The 18,068-nt window shown below is 47.8% G+C and carries 12 protein-coding genes; 9 read left to right on the top strand and 3 right to left on the bottom strand.

Annotated elements, in window-relative coordinates; translation table 11 throughout:
• Nucleotides 1–9 precede the first annotated feature (9 nt).
• The 3 genes from GQF01_RS18180 to GQF01_RS18170 form a co-directional block, all read right to left on the bottom strand.
• The gene (locus GQF01_RS18180; RefSeq protein ID WP_161408130.1) at nt 10–918 is read right to left on the bottom strand and encodes an ArsR/SmtB family transcription factor; all 909 of its coding nucleotides are present in this window, start codon (nt 916–918) and stop codon (nt 10–12) included.
• A 165-nt stretch (nt 919–1,083) separates the two neighbouring features.
• Nucleotides 1,084–2,094: a LacI family DNA-binding transcriptional regulator gene (locus GQF01_RS18175; RefSeq protein WP_161408129.1), complete on the bottom strand. Its 1,011-nt coding sequence runs from the start codon at nt 2,092–2,094 to the stop codon at nt 1,084–1,086.
• A gap of 137 nt (nt 2,095–2,231) precedes the next feature.
• A complete protein-coding gene (locus tag GQF01_RS18170; protein ID WP_161408128.1) occupies nt 2,232–2,822 on the bottom strand; it encodes an AAA family ATPase in 591 nt (196 codons plus the stop codon).
• A 206-nt stretch (nt 2,823–3,028) separates the two neighbouring features.
• Between GQF01_RS18170 and GQF01_RS18165 the strand changes: the two genes are divergently transcribed.
• The 9 genes from GQF01_RS18165 to GQF01_RS18125 all read left to right on the top strand — a co-directional run bounded on the left by GQF01_RS18165 (nt 3,029) and on the right by GQF01_RS18125 (nt 17,844).
• The gene (locus tag GQF01_RS18165; RefSeq protein ID WP_161408127.1) at nt 3,029–4,180 is read left to right on the top strand and encodes a serine hydrolase domain-containing protein; all 1,152 of its coding nucleotides are present in this window, start codon (nt 3,029–3,031) and stop codon (nt 4,178–4,180) included.
• A gap of 57 nt (nt 4,181–4,237) precedes the next feature.
• Nucleotides 4,238–4,948 carry a 4'-phosphopantetheinyl transferase family protein gene (locus GQF01_RS18160; protein ID WP_161408126.1) on the top strand — a complete coding sequence of 237 codons (711 nt, stop codon included), beginning with the start codon at nt 4,238–4,240 and terminating at the stop codon, nt 4,946–4,948.
• Nucleotides 4,949–5,138: 190 nt separating this feature from the next.
• Nucleotides 5,139–6,584 (top strand): DEAD/DEAH box helicase, encoded by a 1,446-nt coding sequence (locus GQF01_RS18155; protein ID WP_161408125.1) that lies wholly within the window; start codon nt 5,139–5,141, stop codon nt 6,582–6,584.
• Nucleotides 6,585–6,756: 172 nt separating this feature from the next.
• Nucleotides 6,757–7,701, top strand: a complete 945-nt coding sequence (locus tag GQF01_RS18150; protein ID WP_161408124.1) for a carbohydrate ABC transporter permease — start codon at nt 6,757–6,759, stop codon at nt 7,699–7,701.
• A gap of 20 nt (nt 7,702–7,721) precedes the next feature.
• Nucleotides 7,722–8,549, top strand: a complete 828-nt coding sequence (locus tag GQF01_RS18145) for a carbohydrate ABC transporter permease (RefSeq protein WP_235959891.1) — start codon at nt 7,722–7,724, stop codon at nt 8,547–8,549.
• Between the two features lie 123 nt (nt 8,550–8,672).
• Nucleotides 8,673–10,013 carry an ABC transporter substrate-binding protein gene (locus tag GQF01_RS18140; RefSeq protein ID WP_161408122.1) on the top strand — a complete coding sequence of 447 codons (1,341 nt, stop codon included), beginning with the start codon at nt 8,673–8,675 and terminating at the stop codon, nt 10,011–10,013.
• A gap of 103 nt (nt 10,014–10,116) precedes the next feature.
• The gene (locus GQF01_RS18135) at nt 10,117–11,904 is read left to right on the top strand and encodes a cache domain-containing sensor histidine kinase (protein ID WP_161408121.1); all 1,788 of its coding nucleotides are present in this window, start codon (nt 10,117–10,119) and stop codon (nt 11,902–11,904) included.
• Nucleotides 11,905–11,906: 2 nt separating this feature from the next.
• Nucleotides 11,907–13,535: a response regulator transcription factor gene (locus GQF01_RS18130; protein WP_161408120.1), complete on the top strand. Its 1,629-nt coding sequence runs from the start codon at nt 11,907–11,909 to the stop codon at nt 13,533–13,535.
• A 736-nt stretch (nt 13,536–14,271) separates the two neighbouring features.
• Complete coding sequence (locus GQF01_RS18125; protein ID WP_161408119.1) at nt 14,272–17,844, top strand: OmpL47-type beta-barrel domain-containing protein; 3,573 nt, start codon at nt 14,272–14,274, stop codon at nt 17,842–17,844.
• The last annotated feature ends 224 nt before the right edge of the window (nt 17,845–18,068 follow it).

Here is an 18,068-nt window from a genome sequence, read left to right as displayed (position 1 = left end):
TCCGTAGAGCTATTTGTCCTCGTGCATGGAGACGATGATATCCTGTGCGTAGTTGCCAAAGCTTTTACCGAATAAGGTGATGCCACCACAGTTGGGAGAGCTCTCCAAGGATGCGATGCGGAATTGAATGTCTTTGCCGAAGGCGACGGATAGATCTTGGATCGTGGTATCGGATATTTTGGTGCCGTCCAGATAGGAGCCAGTGGGGCTGACCGTAATCACCTTAAGCAGGCCGTGCTGCGTATTGCTGCTGCTCCACCAATCAGGCGATAGGACACCTCGCTGCGAACCGAAATCACCTGGGCTCGTCCAGTTCCCAAGGGGGATGTCGTTGATGTAGAACGAGATATCCGAAGGCCAATTCTCGTTGAATCCCGGCGCTTCGGAGCAAATTTCGAAGGAGATTTCGAGTGTGCGCAGCTTTTGATTGCTGTGCAGGAAATTAGGGATGCGGTACTCCACAAAGCCGCTGGCAAACCACAGAATTCCTGCATGGACATGTCCTGGATCGGCGAAATAACGCGGATCATCGAGCACGCCGATAAGCTGGGTCGGAGACGCAAGCCCGCAAGTTGGCTTAACCTCGAAGGAGGTGTACTGGCCGATCGGGATGGCAACCGTGTTCGTAGGAAGGTCGACTTGCTTCTTTGGTTTGAACTGCAGGACGGCTTGATCTATTTTCAAATGGCATATTTTCTGAGTGCCGCGGATACCAGTTGTGTTCTCGGAGGTGACGATGCCAGCTTGCTCAAGCTTCTGAATATGTTTCGTTACGATTGCTGAAGAAATATCAAGCTTCTGAGAGAGCTGTTTGATGTTGAGCGGCTCTTGTCCAAGCAGCTCGATCATTTTTACGCGCGTTTCGGAGGAAAAGCATTCGAGAAAGGCCATATTTTTGGTGGAGACTTCAATTTGCATAAAAGGAACCTCAATCTTTAATTTTTATGTTTATTGTATAACTTGTAGGTTAATTTAACAAGTTGACATGACAAAAAAACGCCCCAGAGCCAAGCGGCTCAAGGACGTTCTTCGTCATTTACTAATATATCATCTTCAGCTGCGATGAGGTACTCCTAATCCCGTTCATGCTTTGCCACATGAATCCCGCTCAATCAATTCTCCGTAAATTGATATTTTAGAAGGGACGCCACCTTTTTCGATCCTGCGAAGCAGCAGATCAACGGCTTCAAAGGCTAGCTGTTCCCGCTGCACATGCATGGTGGTGAGACGTGGCCTGACCATCTGCGCGGCTTCAATATCGTCAAAGCCGACGACGGACATAACGTTCGGCACGTGATAGCCTTTGGCAGTCAAATGCTGGATCAGCGAAATGGCAATCCGGTCGTTAGCACAAAACCAAGCGGTTGGCCTTACGGAGAGACCGCTCATTGTATCCATGAAGGAAGCTAACTCATCCTCAGGCGCTTCGGGCTTATTCGAACCAATGAGGCAGAAGGTTTTGTCAATCGCTAATCCTGCATCGGACATGGCATTGGTGAATCCGAACCAGCGCTCACGGAAGCTTTTGGACATGCTCCCCGCCCCTATGAAACCAATTTGCCGGTGACCTTTGCGGATTAAATAGCTGACGATGCTGCAGGCACCTTCCGCATTCGCTGTCACAACGGAATCGAGCTGCAGGTCATCATAGCAATGATCCACCGTGACAATGGGTGTTTCGAGTTCCTTAAGCTTACGAACGTAAGCAGGGTTGAAGACGCCAATGACAAGTATGCCACTAAACGCGATCTCATGATAGAGGTCAGGTAAGATCAACAAGCGTTCCATGTCTTTCGTCACCCCGCTAATGATCGCGGTATAGCCGTTCTCTTTGGCTCTTTTCTCAATCGACCAGAAAACTTCGTAGTAGAAATTCTTGTCGTTCTGGATGTATTCAGGAAATAAGACGAGCAGGTGATTCTGCTTCTTCCTCGTCTTGGATTCCGTTCGGTACTTTAGCTGCTGAGCGGCTTCAAACACGCGAGAACGCAGCTCTTCGCTGACGCCGGCTTTGTGATTAAGGGCCAGAGAGACAGCGTTTTTGGAAATGCCGAGCAGATTGGCTATATCTTGCATGGAGGTTTTCGAGCTCATTTAGCTAAACACTCCTTTAAGCGGAAAGTGAATTATTTATAAATTGTAAAGCTTTAGTGGTATAAAAGTAAAGCTATACTTTCCAATTTTGTAACTTTACAAAATAAATTGTCAATTTGTGTTGTCAATGCATGGCATCAATGCTTTTCGCCGATGAATTTTTCAAGTGTTTCCAACTTCTCAGAAGTAAGTGGCCCAGAATTGTCGAGATAGAGAATGGAGGATGGATCAACCGACCATCGAATTTCACCTCGACGCAAGGAGGGACTGAATTGTTCCCAATTGTCCAATTTCCACACGTCCAGTGCGGAGCCTCTAGTGCTAATGCGCGAGTGGTAAGCTTCATCAGATGGAAGGTAGACGTATACAGCCTTAACCACTACATTCTCCGTATTCGCGTTGATAGCAGCTAGTTCTTGGTCCAGCCACAACGGATCGCCGATTTCCCGGGTAAAAGGCCCGATAACGATGGCGTCAAGGTCTAATGTCAGATTCTCGAGAGCGGCATCCATGGTGATGCGGTATCCGAGATCACGACAGTGCTGCTTGTAAAAAGGGGAATCCCGATCCTCGGGGTCTTTCCCGGCCAGCGTCATCATCGCTACGGCTGCGGGACGCAGCAAAGTATCCATGTCGAGAAAGGCGCCGCCGTGTTTACTGGCATAGGCTTTGGCTAGCGTTGTTTTGCCTGCCCCTGCAGGTCCTATGAAGAAGATGAGTTTGCGCATGTTAACCTCCAATATGAAACCCATGACGGGAAAATAGTTACGAATATTGTAACATAAGCGGGTTATTCCTTTACTTTTTCATCTAAAGTTCAGGTTTTATTAATCTTTTATTAAGGTTCACGTCACATTTGCTTCATAATTGCATAGTAAGCTATTAGAAAGAGAGAGGGTTAAAACCACACTGGAAGATGGAAGGATAGATAGAGATGTCCGGAACCCAACACAACACGTTACAATCGGGTAACAATACCATATCGCCATTCCAAATGAATGACAAAGCATCAACCGAATATTGGCCAACAGCGGGGTGGAGAACGAGCACGCCAGAGGCGCAGGGGATGTTCTCAGGCACGTTAGCTAAAATGTTAGAAGTGTTCGGCAACCAACAGGTACATAGCATCGCGGTAGTGCGCAATGGTCATCTGGTTGCTGAAGCGTACAATCAAACTACACAAGCAGACACGCCTCAAGATATTAAATCTGTTACCAAGAGCATTACCTCTGCATTGGTTGGCATTGCTTTGTCAGAGCGTAAGTTGATTAGTTTGGATCAGAGGATGGCTGATTTTTTTCCTGAACTTGCGAGTGATCCATTAAAGTCCAAAATGACGATTAAACATTTGCTAAGCATGACCTCAGGCATGGCTTGGGATAATACAAATGAAGACTCCTCAACGGAGATGATGTATTCATCAGACTGGGTGCAGTACATCTTGGACCGCCCGGGATATGTGGAGCCAGGGTCCTTGTTTAATTATAGTAACGGTGATGCGCATCTGTTGTCGGCTTTATTGCACAAGGTGACAGGTGAGTCTATGTTCGACTACGCCAAGTCGCGTTTGTTTGGGCCCTTGGGCATAACGGACGTGAACTGGGATGATGATACGCAAGGGCGGACGATTGGCGCTTGGGCAATGGCTTTGACATTGCGGGATATGGCCAAGATTGGCTATCTATATATGAAGCAAGGCCAATGGGAGGATCAAACGATTATCCCCAAAACATGGATTCGCGATTCGGTGCAAGCGCGGACTACCCTCAATTACAGCAACGGAACAAAAGGGGGCTACGGTCTCTTTTGGTGGTCAAAGACGCTGCCTAAGGGAATCGTAAGGGGGAGCAAGAAGCAATACGATATTTACTATGCCTCGGGATCAGCGGGGAGACGCATTTTCGTTGTTCCAGAGCTTGAACTGATCGTGGCTATGACAGCAAATTCGCCTGATGTGGATATGCCTGAATATTTACTGCTGCATGTGCTGCAAGCGATTCGTTCTGATAAACCTCTCTCGGAAAATCAGGAGAACTTTGCGAAGCTAGAGCAAGCTGTGAAAGCTTTTAAGCTGATAGAGGAGTAAATCCTAGACGCACAGAGACTCAAACGGGTAAGATAATGGTAACCTATTTATAAAGAGGTGTTACCGATAGCGCGATTATATGTTCTGCCCCTGGAGCTGGATCTTGACACTGTTGCTCCGCTTACGGAACTCCTAAGCTATACGAGCGAAGAAAAGCGGGCGAAGCTGCAGAGATTTCTCCGTAAAGAAGACGTGCTAAGGGGAATCTGGGCCGATCTGCTCGTGCGTAAAGTTATTATGGCCGATCTTCATCTGGTGAATTCTCAAATCCGGTTTATCCATAACGAGTACGGGAAACCGCGGCTGCACGGCGTTGCGGACTATCATTTCAACCTATCACATTCGGGAAAATGGGTTGGATGTCTGGTAGATAGTCAACCAGTTGGTCTAGATGTGGAACATATTCAACCCTTCGATGAGGCTATAGCGCGCTCGTTTTTTGCTGAAGAGGAATATCGCTTCATTCGGGAGGCTCCCACCCACCTTGGGAAGCAGTCTCGATTTTATCAGGTATGGTCGGCAAAGGAGAGCTATATCAAAGCGCTGGGGAAGGGACTCTCGCTGAAGCTGGATAGTTTTTCTGTTCTATCGGATGACGGCGTTGAGGGAAGAAAGTGGATTGGCGGAGAGGCTTGGCAGCTCCGGTTATGCGACATCGATAAGGACTATACCATAGTCGCCTGCTATAAGCCTGATTCGGCTTGGCAAGGTACGGAAAAGGTGGAGCCCCGTCATATTGTTCAATATCTAAGGTCTGTCAATTGTTGACAGGGAGAATAGTCAGAGATATTCATTTTAACCATGAGCTAGCGCTAGAGTCAGCGCAAATTCATGGTTTTTTTTAATTGAATTTACCCATTTGAGGAAATATAGCAAGTAGCGCTGCATTCATTTCTTTTGGTTTTTTTGGTAAGATAGTTACATTTGGCAGTTCTCTACAATGAAGGGGAGTTATTTAGTGGCATTAAGAAGTTTTACGGATTATCGATTGAGCGAGGATATCGTTCGGGCCCTGCAGAGTCTAGGTTATGAGCAGCCAACTGATGTACAACACGAAGTGATTCCGATTGCGCTTCAGGAGAAGGATCTCACGGTGAAGTCGCGTACGGGAAGCGGGAAGACAGCGGCTTTCGGAATCCCGATTTGTGAGCTGGTAGAATGGGAAGAGAATCGGCCGCAGGCGCTAATTCTGACACCGACGCGAGAACTTGCAGATCAGGTGAAGCAGGATATCACGAACATCGGCCGGTTCAAGCGGATTAAAGCGGTGGCCCTATACGGCAAACAGCCTTTTGCCAAACAGAAGCTGGAGCTTCACCAGAAGTGTCACGTCGTTGTCGGTACACCGGGACGTGTACTGGATCATATTCAGAAGGGCACGCTGGATTTGGAGAAGGTCAAGATGCTCGTCATCGATGAAGCGGATGAGATGCTGCGGATGGGCTTCATTGAGCAGGTGGGAGCGATCATTGATGAGGTTCGCGAGGACCGCATGACGATGCTGTTCTCGGCAACACTCCCGCAGGACGTGGAACAATTATGTCATCAATATATGCAGAACCCGATAGATATTGAAATTCAAACGCCGGAAGCGGCGAAGGTCCAGATTGAACACGCGCTGATAACCGTGAAAGAAACAGAGAAGTTTAATGTGCTTAAGGATGTCTTCGTGACAGAGAATCCTGACAATTGCATCATTTTCTGCAGAACGCAAGAACATGTAGATGATGTCTTCCAGGAGCTGGATCAGCTTGAGTATCCGTGCGACAAAATCCACGGCGGCATGGTGCAGGACGATCGATTCCTGGTGATGAATGCCTTCAAAAGAGGGGAGTTCCGTTTCCTGGTGGCTACGGATGTCGCGGCACGAGGCATAGATGTGGAGGATATCACTCACGTCATTAACTATGACCTGCCGCTGGAGAAGGAAAGTTATGTTCACCGGATTGGAAGAACGGGCCGAGCAGGGAAGACAGGCAAAGCCATCACATTCGTTACTCCGAATGAGATGAGACATGTAGCTGAGATCGAAGAATATATTGGCTTCGAGATCCCGCGCCATGATGCTCCCACAGAGGAGGCAATCGCGGAGAGTTTGCCAGCTTTCGAACGGAAAATGCAAGCGACGCCGGTCATTAAGAGAGATAGAAGCGATCAGTTAAACAAGGGCATCATGAAGCTCTATTTTAACGGCGGCAAGAAGAAGAAGATCAGAGCGGTAGACTTCGTTGGGACATTAGCGAAGATTGAAGGCGTGACGGCAGAGGATATCGGCATTATTACGATCCAGGATAACGTTTCGTATGTAGATATTCTGAACGGCAAAGGGCCGCTGGTGCTCAGAATCATGAAGAACACAACGATCAAGGGGAAACTCCTGAAGGTGCATGAAGCAAATAAGTAAGAGGAGTATATCCGATAGGCCTGAGGGCTTAGCGGATTTTTTTTGTGCTGAGGAGGTTGCAGGGTACATGGAAGGTTAAAATTTTACTCAAACGAGTAAATTATTTGACTTACCAGGGTCTGCCCTCGCAAGGTAGACTATAGAAAACACAACACATGGGGTGAATAATCATATGGCTAACAATACACATACACATGCGAGCACCCTTTCAAATGCGAAAGTGAAACGCAGAAGTTCGATGGCGCAAATACGTGAGGATCTGATCGGATATGCGTTCGTTGCTCCAATGGTACTCGGACTATTCGTCTTTACTTTATTTCCAATTATTGCGTCCTTCTTCCTCAGTTTCACGGATTGGAACTTTGTTGCCGGATTTTCAAAAGTGAAATTTCTCGGCTTAGATAACTTTATCAAGCTTGTGCACGATTCTGTCTTCTTATTATCCCTGAAGAACAACATGATTCTAATGATCGTCGTTCCTTTAACTCTCGTATTCTCGCTTCTTCTAGCGGTTGTCATTGATAAAAAAATCTATTTAAAAGATTTCTTCAAGGTTGTTTACTTTATTCCTTACATTTCTAGCGTTGTTGCCGTAGCGATCGTGTTCCAGGTGTTATTTCACCCAACGTACGGTCCAATTAACCAAGTTTTGATGGATCTAGGCTTTGCGAATCCGCCGAAATGGCTGGCTGACCCGGATGTTGCCTTGTACTGCGTCATGGGACTTATGGTTTGGATCAGTATCGGGTATAACATGATTATTTTCATGGCTGGCTTGCAGTCCATTCCCAAAGATCTCTATGAGGCCGCGGATATTGACGGAGCGTCCAAGTTCAGACAGCTTATGAGCATCACGGTACCTCTTTTATCACCAACAACATTCTTCCTGCTAGTAACGGGGATTATCGGTACCTTTAAAGCATTTGACGTTATCTCCGTCCTAACTGGCGGTGGACCAGCAAATTCGACGACAGTCGTCGTATATCGTCTATACGAAACAGCCTTTGTTAACCTGCAATCCGGTTATGCCTCAGCTATGGCAATTGTACTTCTGCTGCTTGTACTGCTGATTACACTTGTACAATGGCTTGGTCAGCGTAGATGGGTGAACTACTAAAGAGAAGGAGGAATACCACTATGGACAAGAATCAAAAGTTGAAAAAAACTCTCCTTACATTAGTCATGCTTGTCGTTGGCATACTATTCATGTCACCATTCCTATGGATGATCTCCGCTTCCATGAAGCCGGAAGCCGACGTGTTCGCCTATCCGATACAGTGGATCCCGCAGCATTGGAATGTAATTGAAAACTATAAAGCGGTTTGGGAAACCAAATTCTCGCTATACTATTGGAATTCTATTAAAGTTTCCGTATTAACAACGGCATTATCCGTTTTACTTTCTTCTATGGCTGCTTATGCCTTTTCAAAAATCAAATTCCGCGGTCGGGGCGCGCTTTTCGTGCTAATCCTGGCGATATATATGATTCCCAGCCAAGCCATTCTCGTTCCGCAGTTCCTGCTCTTCCGTTGGATCGGGTTGTTCGACAGTCACTTTGGTTTAATTCTATTAGGTTCTTTCAGTGTTCTCGGAACATTCATGCTTCGTCAGTTCTATCTAGGTATTCATGATGAGTACATGGAGTCAGCTCGGATTGACGGTGCGGGTCATATCAGAATTTTCTGGTCCATCTGTACGCCGCTTGTGCGTCCAGCCATTGCTACGTATGCGATTCTGCGTTTCATCTGGACATGGAACGATTACCAGAACCCGTTGATTTTCCTTAGAACCAAAGATTTATTCACGCTTCCGCTAGGCATCCGGTCTTTCGCTGACTTGAACGGTGAGTTCTACTCGCTAATCATGGCTGCATCGGTATCAGCTATCGTTCCGCTTCTGATCATTTTCATCATTGGTCAAAAACAGGTTATCGAAGGCATTTCGATGGGCGGCGTGAAGGGATAATCCAAAAAGTCAAAATATGAGTGCATGAGGTTAAAATAGTGCCTCGTGTGCTCACTGTAAGTTTGATACGATCGATCATGTAAAGGTTTTCAACCAAATCAGAGCTCACTTGGAGGGTTTCCTATGAAAAAGAGTTTACTAGTATTAAGCGGTGTGCTTGCTATCAGTGCTGCACTTGCAGGCTGTGGTAATAAAGGTGAAAAACCTGCTGCTGATAGCGGTGCTGCGGGCGGAACGAAAGCTCCTGTTACTATTAAAGTCCAAGGTTGGTACACGGAAGCACAAGGGAACTGGAATGCAACTGTTGATGCATACAACAAGTCGCACCCGAACGTAAAAGTCGTGTATGAAAGCATGTCCGAGAAAGGCGATTCCCAAGAAGGCATGAAAAAGCTTGACCTTCTAGCTGCTTCAGGCGAGCAAATGGACGTTGTGATGTATTCCAGCGCATCTGATTTCGCTCAACGTGTAGGCGCAGGAATCTTGGAACCGCTTGATGATTACTTGAAAAAAGATAACATTGTTGTAAAAGACGAATATAAACTTGATCCTGTAGTAAATGGTAAATACTATGCGCTGCCAGGTAAAATGATTGAATGGTTCGTCCTCTTGAACAAGGACAAGCTCGATGAAGCGAAGCTTCCTGTTCCAACAGAATGGACATGGGATCAATATGCGGAATACGCTAAGAAGTTGACCAAAGGTGAAGGGGCTTCTAAAGCCTACGGTTCCTACTTCCATAACTGGAAAGACTACGCGCTGCTTGGTCTGAACAATGATATGGAGAACCCGTACTTGGTGAAATCCGATGGTACGCAAAACATCGACAATCCGAAAGTTCGTTATTCCCTTGACCTGAGAAACAAAATGGAGAATGTAGATAAAACATCCGTTCCTTACTTTGAAGTTGTATCGCAAAAAATGGCTTACCGTGATGTGTTCTACGGCGGTAAAACAGCTATGCTAGCAACTGGTAACTGGATGGTTGGTGAGCTTTCCCTGAATGCGAAATTCAAAACCGTTTTTGCTCCATATCCGAAATTTGACGCCAAAGATCCAAACGGTCTGACAGAAGTAGGCGCTGACTTCATGGGTGTAGCTGCGAACTCCAAAAATAAACAAGCAGCCTATGATTTCGTGAAATGGTACACAACAGAAGGTATTCAAACGCAAGGTCTCTTCTTCTCCGCATGGAAAAAAGCTGATGTTGAGAAAAACGTTGATGCGATTTTGAAAAGCGGCAAACCAGATCAAGTTGCTATGATCGATAAAGAATCCTTGCTTGCTACTTTGAAAGTTAACAAAGCAACGAAACTAGTTGTTCCTCCAACTTACGCGCTGCAACAAGAGAAAGAATACTTGACGCAAGTTGAGCTGTTCTTGACAGGCAAACAAGATTTGGAGAAAACAATCCAAACAGCGAAAACAAAAATTGAAGATATCCGTAAGAGCAATGCGAAGTAAGAAGTAACGAATTGCGCAAGATTATTGCTATAATGAAAAGAGGAGGCCTTGGGCTCCTCTTTTTCCCATTTCCAAAGGTGTATTCGAAAGGCAGGAGAACGCAGTGCCGGGTTGGCTTCGCAGGTTATCTTTACGCAATAAATTGGTGCTGACGATACTGGTTTGTCTCGTTCTGCCATCCGTTGTATCCATGAACGTCTCCTCCCTGTTTACAAGGGATGCGGTAAGATCACAGGTGACTGATTCCTCGCGCGAATCGAATCGGATCGTAAGTCAAATTGTGAATGCCCAGATCAAAAATATGATTTATGTCATGAACTTCATTCAGTTTGACGAGGAGTTGCAGCCTTCCATTCGGGAATTAGGCAGAGCCAATGAGGGCACGGATAAGGGAGATGTTTTGCAATATAAACAGACGATAACGAAAAAAATGTCAACGGTTATCGATTCCTTCGGCAATCTGAGTGTGACGGTATTGCTGCCCAACAAGGAGTATGTAGCCTCCTATACGACTTTTTCTTTTAATCCGACGGATTTTATGAAAAAAAGCTGGTTTAGCGCCGTTGAACAAGTATCCGGCTACAATGTTTTGTGGATCGGGTCTGAGCCCAATTACAGCGAATTGACGAATCAGCCGTACCTGCTGTCTGCAGCCAAGCCGCTTCGCAAGAACGATGTCACATATGGATATGTGATTGTGGGGCTGGATCCCCGCTTGCTGCAAGAGCTTTTCAATCAGTATCACAATAATGAATCTATGGCGATTATTGATCAACAGGGACGCATTCTGGTCGATAAAGATTCCTCAACCATCGGTACGATTTTCCCTTACTTCGATCAGATTCCCAAGGAGGATGGATCCTCTTTCGTGAAGGTGGCGGGAGAAGATTATATTCTGCTCAGCAGCCATGTGACGCCGGAGTGGCAGCTAGTTAATATGAGTCCTTATAAAGCAGCTGCGCATAAGATTGAGTCTTTTCGGAAAACAGATTTTCTAATTCAACTATTTTTCTTGGTCCTATTTGCCGTTACTTTACTATATATGGTGCGTACGCTCACCAAACCGATTGCGCGGCTTGTCCAAACCGTTGTCCGGATTGAATCCGGTCAGCTCGGCGAACGCTCCAACATTAGCGGTGTGGATGAAGTGGGGCGGCTTGGGTATGTGTTTGACCGCATGATTGACCGTATCGAGCTGATGCTTGAGGAAAACCGCCGCGAGCAGGAGCTCAAGCGCATGGCGGAGTTAGCGATGCTGCAGGCGCAAATCAATCCGCATTTTCTGTTTAATGTGCTGAATTCCATCCGTTTGAAAATTATGATGAAGGGGGATTCCGAGAACGCGGAATTAATCTCTTCCCTCTCGTCGCTCTTGCGGATGACCATTAACCGGAATAACGAATATATCCCACTGCATGAGGAGATTGAGATTATCGAACATTATGTTCGACTTCTTAATTCGAGGCACGGGGATCGGGTGAACCTGCGTATTTCGGCAGCTTCCGACACGCTCCTGATTGAGATCCCTCGGTTTCTGCTGCAACCGCTCATCGAAAATGCCTATATTCATGGGCTAAAAAGCAAACCTGGAGAAATTACGATTGCCTCCAGGATCTGTGAGGATGGGCGGCTTCAGCTTGAGGTAAGGGATTCGGGTATCGGTATGACACTAGAGCGTTTGGAAGAGCTTCGCTCCCATCTGGTGACGCTGCCTATGAAGCATCACCAGGCTTCCCGAAGCCCTTCCTTGTCTGGTATCGGTTTGCAAAATGTATTAGAGCGCCTTCGCATCATCTACGGCCATCGATTCGATTATGAAATCGGAAGCGGGCCAGATCAGGGAACGCAGATTGTCCTGCGCTTTCCGCAGCAGACAGGAAAAGAGGGCTAAGCATGTATACAGTCATAATTGTCGATGATGATTTACCTGTACTTGAATTTTTGAGCTCAGCGATCAAATGGGAAGAACTGGGGTTCCGTTTGGCAGGAGCCTTCGAGAACCCGCTCGATGCTCTGGAAGCTGGACGGCGTTCCAAAACCGATGTGCTGATCAGCGATATCGGTATGCCGGAAATGAACGGCTTAGATTTGATCAGATCGCTCCGTGAGGAGGACCCTCATATCAAGGCGGTTATTCTCTCTTGTCACGATGATTTCCACTTTGCACAAAAAGCGATGAAGCTTTCCGTGAGTGAGTATATTCTGAAAGAGACGATGAATATAAGCAACATTTCTGAGGTCCTAGGCAGACTGAAGGAGCAGCTTGATGCCGAGGATCACGTGCAATCCAAAAGCCGTAAGCTCGAGCGGGAGGCCGCGCTGCGCCGCGGCTCTTCCAAGCGCCATTTTATCCGGAGTACGGTCAATGAGCCGTTGTTTGATTCGGTGGAGTGGAGCCAGCAAGCGGAAGGGTTCGGCCTTCGCCTTGGACAGCACGGGGTGCTGCCGGTGTTCGGGTATGCCAACCGGGTGAAGGAGGCGAATCAGCGCTTCCAATCCAAAGATTTATTCGATTATACGATTCAGAATATCATTGAAGAGCTGCTCGTCGATCAGAAAGAAATCACATTGTTCACCTATGATACGGGCGAAATTATATTGCTGTTCCCTCAATATGGCAGCATGCATGTGAATAACAGCCAGAAGGTCGAGCAGACGCTGCGTCATTTGCAAGCCTGTTTGCAGCAATATGCGAAGGTGGCGTTCTCTTTCATAACGGGAAGTCCAGCGAAGGATGTACGTTCCTTGAAGGAGCAGCTGAAGCGCATGGTAGAAGGACGGAGCTCGCGGTTCTACTTGCCGGAAAGCTCTGTCATGAAGCTGGAGCATGTGCGGGAAGTGTTCGGAGATGGGGGATTGCTGCTTGCAGAGTATGCCCAGACGCTGGATGAGTTTCGAAGTGTGGTGTTCGATGAAAGGTCCGATTTAATCGATATGTACGTCTCGAAGTGGATTGATTTCATCCAGTACCATCGGTTTCGGCCCATGGAAGTGAAGGAGTGGCTGCTGAAGATGATTCTCGACGTGCGAATGCGGCTCAAATCGCTGCAGCATTACCAGTCGACGTTTTCATCTGAGCTTTTGCATCATGATGTGCATGAACTATCGTCTGTACGGGAGCTGGAATTGTGGCTGAAGGATTACCTGCAGCAAGCGATTCAATGGGCTGGGCAGGTGTACCGCGAGTCGCACAACCGTGAGATTCTGGAGTGTCAGCGGTTCGTTTATAATCATTTGCATATGAAAATATCACTGGAAGACGCGGCGGTCCATCTGCACCTTCATCCCAGTTATTTGAGTCGGCTCTTCAAGAAAGAGACCGGTGAGAATTTCGTGGAGTATGTGACGCGAATGAAGATGGAGAAGGCGAAGGAGCTGCTAGAAATCACGGATAAAACCGTGGAACAAATCGCCGACATGCTCGGCTACGAGAATAAAAACTATTTCGGGAAGCTGTTCAAGGCGCACACCGGGACGGTGCCGAATGCTTTCCGTGGGCAGACCAAGGGGGCACAGTCTTAACCGGATAACATACACAACCTGACGGATTAGACGCCGTCGGGTTTTTTGTTAGCTGCTTTTCGTATCCCACCTCACCTCACCTACCTCGCGCGACATCCGATACTCCTAGCCCTCCCACCTCAGCGTATGATATCCCTCACCTCATCCAACACCATATAGCCAACCTCCACCTCATCCAACACACTATAGCCAACCCGCCACCTCATCCAACACCATATAGCCAACCTCCGCCTCACCCAACACCATATAGCCTACCTTCACCTCACCCAACCCAATATAGCCAACCCCGACCTCTCCGGCCAAAAACAAATTTATAAAACTAGCGAGAATCTCGCTAAGCCTTCACTGAGGGAACTGGAGTCCGCTATTTGGTGGAAAACGAGCTATTTTCTTTCTTGAGGGGAACTACAGGGCTCTATCTCGGCACTATGGCTTAATTATCTGGTGAAATCGGTGAAATAGCGGACCACAGTTCTCCACACAGACGGAAAATGTGCCTTTTCAAAGGAATAACGGCCTGTAGTTCCCCAATTAGCAGATCGGAAGAACGATCAACTAGGGTGCAAGACGACCATTTGGCAGAAACAACACCTAGAACAGAAAAACGTCAATGCCGTTGTCAGCTAACACGAATTTCCTAATGTTTACAAAAAAAATGCACTATCCCTTTTTGAACCATGGTAAAATAAGGGGCGGTACAAGGCTTGTCACATAGATGATAAGGGAGGAATTTGTAATGGGTAAGAGAGCGGGATGGAAAGCAAAAGCGATAAAAGCGGCGCTGGCCTTAACGGTAGCGCTACCTCTACAAGTGCTGGCTACAAGCAGCTGGCAGGCGGTAATGGCGGAAGGGCCAAATGATCCGGCTCCATTCATTGAAGCGAAGGTAGTCAACGGAAATGCAGGGAAGAAGGTACTGTTCGATAACACGCATGAACAAACCGCTGGTGCAGCGGATTGGGTGATCGACGGTGCTTTTTCTGATTTTGGGAACGCGTTAGCGAATAACGGCTACTACGTCAAAGAATTACGTAAAACAACACCCATCACACTCAGTGATTTGAGCGGTTATGACGTTTTTGTCGTAGCTGAGTCTAATGTTCCTTATAAAACGAGCGAGCAAGCAGCTCTGGCGCAGTATGTGCAGGGCGGCGGAAGTATCTTCTTCATTGGAGATCACTACAATGCGGACCGCAACAAGAACCGTTGGGACGGTTCGGAAGTATTCAACGGCTATCGTCGTGGCGCGTGGACGAATCCAGCCAGCGGCATGAGCGCCGAAGAAAGCTCCTCAGCAGCTATGCAGGATGTAGCCAGTTCGGACTGGTTAGCAACGCAATTCGGTTTACGCTTCCGCTATAACGCTTTAGGTGATATTAATGCGAACCAAATCGTGTCGCCACAGCAGTCGTTCGGTATTACTACAGGCGTTTCAAGCGTAGCCATGCATGCGGGATCAACACTGGCGATCATCGATCCGACCAAGGCCAAAGGAATTGCGTACTTACCGCAAACGAATGAGGCTTGGGCAAATGCAGTCGATCAAGGTGTATATAACGGAGGCGGCGTGGCGGAAGGCCCGTTCGTCGCTATAGCTAAGTCAGGCGCAGGTAAAGCTGCATTCATCGGCGATTCCTCACCAGTGGAGGATGCGACGCCGAAGTATTTGCGTGAAGATACAGGTGCGAAAAAGACGACTTATGACGGTTTCAAAGAAGTGGACGACGGCGTCCTGCTGGTTAATATGGTGAATTGGCTTGCGAAAAAGGAAAGCTACACTAGCTTGTCGGAAGTAAGCGGCTTGCAGTTGGATCAGCCGACAGCGCTGCTGCCATTCGAAGCGCCAGCTGCCTCCACGGAGCCACAGCCAGAACCTTGGGCGGCACCGAATGCCGGCTACAAATGGTACGACCGCAGCACTTTCAAAGCGGGCTCCTACGGCGGACCTGCAGCGACGGCGAGTGCAGCTTACAGCTTCGTGCATCAAGCAACGCTGCCGAATGCAGTGGACTTCCCACTGCGCGTTGTAGTGGATAACCTGCCCCCGTCCACGACGGTTACGGGGTTCAACGTAGGGATTTATTTGGTTAGCGGCGGCACGCAAATTGCAATGGTTCAGAATGCTGATGGCACATGGCCTACAGCCTACGGATATAGTACACAGTTCAGTGTGACCTCGGATATCAATGGTCATGCAACGAAGGATTTGTTGGTTCGCGTTAAGCCTGGAACAACGGCTGCGGCGAATTTACGCCTGCGTCAAGCTTCTACGAACCTGAAAACCGAGGGCGTTACCCTAGGCAACGTACCAGCTGAGTCTTTACCGGAAGAGCAAAACCCAATCCCAGCGAAAATCGATATCTCTGATGCTCGGAGTAAAGCAGCTGGCACATTGGTGACTGTGGAAGGTGTCGTTACGACAGAACCGGGTGCTTTTGGCGGCCAGGCCTTCTACCTGCAGGATGAAACAGGCGGAATCTACGTGTTCCAAAGTCTGAGCGGTTTTCATCAAGGAGATAAAGTGAAAGTTACAGCATCTACGGCTGTATTCAATACAGAGCTGGAGCTAGCGGACCCAGTTGCCATCGAAAAAACAGGCGTTGCAGCACTTCCAGCGCCAATAGCTGCGACAGCAGTGACGAATGACAATCAAGGGCAATTGATTGAGCTTAGCGATGTTACCGTGAGCAATATCATCAGCGCTACGCCGGCAGGTTCTTTTGAATTTGATGCAGTCAAAGGTTCAGTGAGCAATCACATCCGTGTTGATGTAAGAACGGGTTTGACACTGAGTTCGTTCCCTTACCAAGCGGGACAAACGGTGAGCATTAAGGGTGTCGCTGCTATTTTCAAAGGCGTATTCCAATTGAAGCCAAGAGGTTTAAGCGACTTCACAGTGACAGCTGATACAGCAGCGCCTGTTACGACTGCGAGCTTATCTAGCTCTGCGAACAGTGAGGGCTGGTATAAGGAAGATGTGACCGTATCTTTGTCGGCAGTGGATGACAGTGCGGGCGATGTAACAACGAAGATCAGCTTAAACGGCGGTGCTGAGGTTCCTTATGAGGCGCCAGTCGTGATTCAAACGGAAGGCACGAATACGATTGCGTATTCTTCCACAGATGCAGCAGGAAATGCGGAAGCTGCGAAATCCTTGCAAGTAAAGCTGGATAAAACCGCTCCAGCAGCCGTGTTAACGCAGTCTGGTCACGCGGTTGGGGATGTTACAGATGCGGATACATTAACATTTGTGTTAGCTAGTACAGATGCACTTTCAGGCGTAGCCGAGCAGACGTTGCTGCTAGATGATGCGGTAATCAACAGCGGTCAATCCATTGCAGCCGGCAGCCTAACACAAGGGGCACACACAGTAGGCTATCGTATTGTCGATGCTGCGGGTAATGCGGCGCAAGCGAATGTACCTTTTAATGTGAACGCGAAAGTAACGCTCAGCCAAGCAACGCTTTCGGCTAATGCGACTTCACTCAAACCGGGTGAAACAACAACGACGCATGTAGTGGGTGTTTTGAGCAATGGGGCGGCTGCTGATCTTAGCGGTGCTGTAATTGTTTATAGCACAAGTAATGGAGCGGTAGCGACCATTGATGCACAAGGTAAAGTGAGCGCGGTGGCAGAAGGTACTGCGCAGTTAACAGCAGCTGTTACATTAAATGGAACAACCGTGCATACGGGTGCTGCAACGATCACCGTTGTGAAGCCGTTGTCCTTAGGGGCGCCAGGCAAGCCGGTGTTGTCAGACAATAGTGGTCAAGCGACTGGTTTGAAAGACGGTAACTACACAGTGACAATGAATATGTGGTGGGGCAATAACGGCTCTGTTTTCAAATTGTACGAAAATGGTGATCTCATTCAGACGCAATCGCTGACAGACGCATCACCGGCTGCCCAAACGGCCAAAGTAGAAGTAAAAGGCAAAGCCAATGGCACTTATACGTATACAAGTGAACTTATTAATTCCTTTGGAACAACAACAAGCGCTCCGTTGGTCGTGAAAATTACGGATGCAGCGCCTGGCAAGCCGGTCCTTTCCCAAGACAATTGGGATGGAGATGGCAGCTACAAGGTATCGATGAACATGTGGTGGGGAACGAATGCGACGGAGTATCGTCTGTACGAAAATGGTGTGCTGATCGAAACGAAGGCGTTAACCGCAGCTTCGCCTAGCGCTCAAAGCGCGGTGAGCACGATCGCGGGTCGCGCTGTCGGCGTGTACGAATATCGCTGCGAGTTGGTCAATGCGGGTGGCGTTACTTCCAGTGAGAAGCTGACTGTGAAAGTAACGAAGTAAGCAGTTATTGAGATCGAGCCTCTAACACCCCGAGGGTGTTGGGGGCTCTTTTGTTCAGCGGGCTCTGCTGGACATTGGCCTGCGGAATTTACCTGCAGAAAGTGCAGCAAATTATTGGATTTGCAGGTTTGTGAAGAGTAATCATGTAAAAGGTACATCAAATTCGCGTGTTTTAGATATAAAGTGGCTAGAAACGCGGAATTTACTGTACTTTTTACATGTCG

This window comes from Paenibacillus silvestris (genome assembly GCF_009882985.1).
Classification (GTDB): domain Bacteria; phylum Bacillota; class Bacilli; order Paenibacillales; family NBRC-103111; genus Paenibacillus_E; species Paenibacillus_E silvestris.
The sequence above is the reverse complement of the archived record's forward strand: the minus strand, read 5'-3'. Positions and strand labels throughout refer to the sequence as shown.

What these genes read in the sequence shown, in the direction of transcription:
- GQF01_RS18180 (WP_161408130.1), bottom strand. Translation starts at nt 918, where the DNA reads ATGCAAATTGAAGTCTCCACCAAAAATATGGCCTTTCTCGAATGCTTT.
- GQF01_RS18175 (WP_161408129.1), bottom strand. Translation starts at nt 2,094, where the DNA reads ATGAGCTCGAAAACCTCCATGCAAGATATAGCCAATCTGCTCGGCATT.
- GQF01_RS18170 (WP_161408128.1), bottom strand. Translation starts at nt 2,822, where the DNA reads ATGCGCAAACTCATCTTCTTCATAGGACCTGCAGGGGCAGGCAAAACA.
- GQF01_RS18165 (WP_161408127.1), top strand. Translation starts at nt 3,029, where the DNA reads ATGTCCGGAACCCAACACAACACGTTACAATCGGGTAACAATACCATA.
- GQF01_RS18150 (WP_161408124.1), top strand. Translation starts at nt 6,757, where the DNA reads ATGGCTAACAATACACATACACATGCGAGCACCCTTTCAAATGCGAAA.
- GQF01_RS18145 (WP_235959891.1), top strand. Translation starts at nt 7,722, where the DNA reads ATGGACAAGAATCAAAAGTTGAAAAAAACTCTCCTTACATTAGTCATG.
- GQF01_RS18140 (WP_161408122.1), top strand. Translation starts at nt 8,673, where the DNA reads ATGAAAAAGAGTTTACTAGTATTAAGCGGTGTGCTTGCTATCAGTGCT.
- GQF01_RS18130 (WP_161408120.1), top strand. Translation starts at nt 11,907, where the DNA reads ATGTATACAGTCATAATTGTCGATGATGATTTACCTGTACTTGAATTT.
- GQF01_RS18125 (WP_161408119.1), top strand. Translation starts at nt 14,272, where the DNA reads ATGGGTAAGAGAGCGGGATGGAAAGCAAAAGCGATAAAAGCGGCGCTG.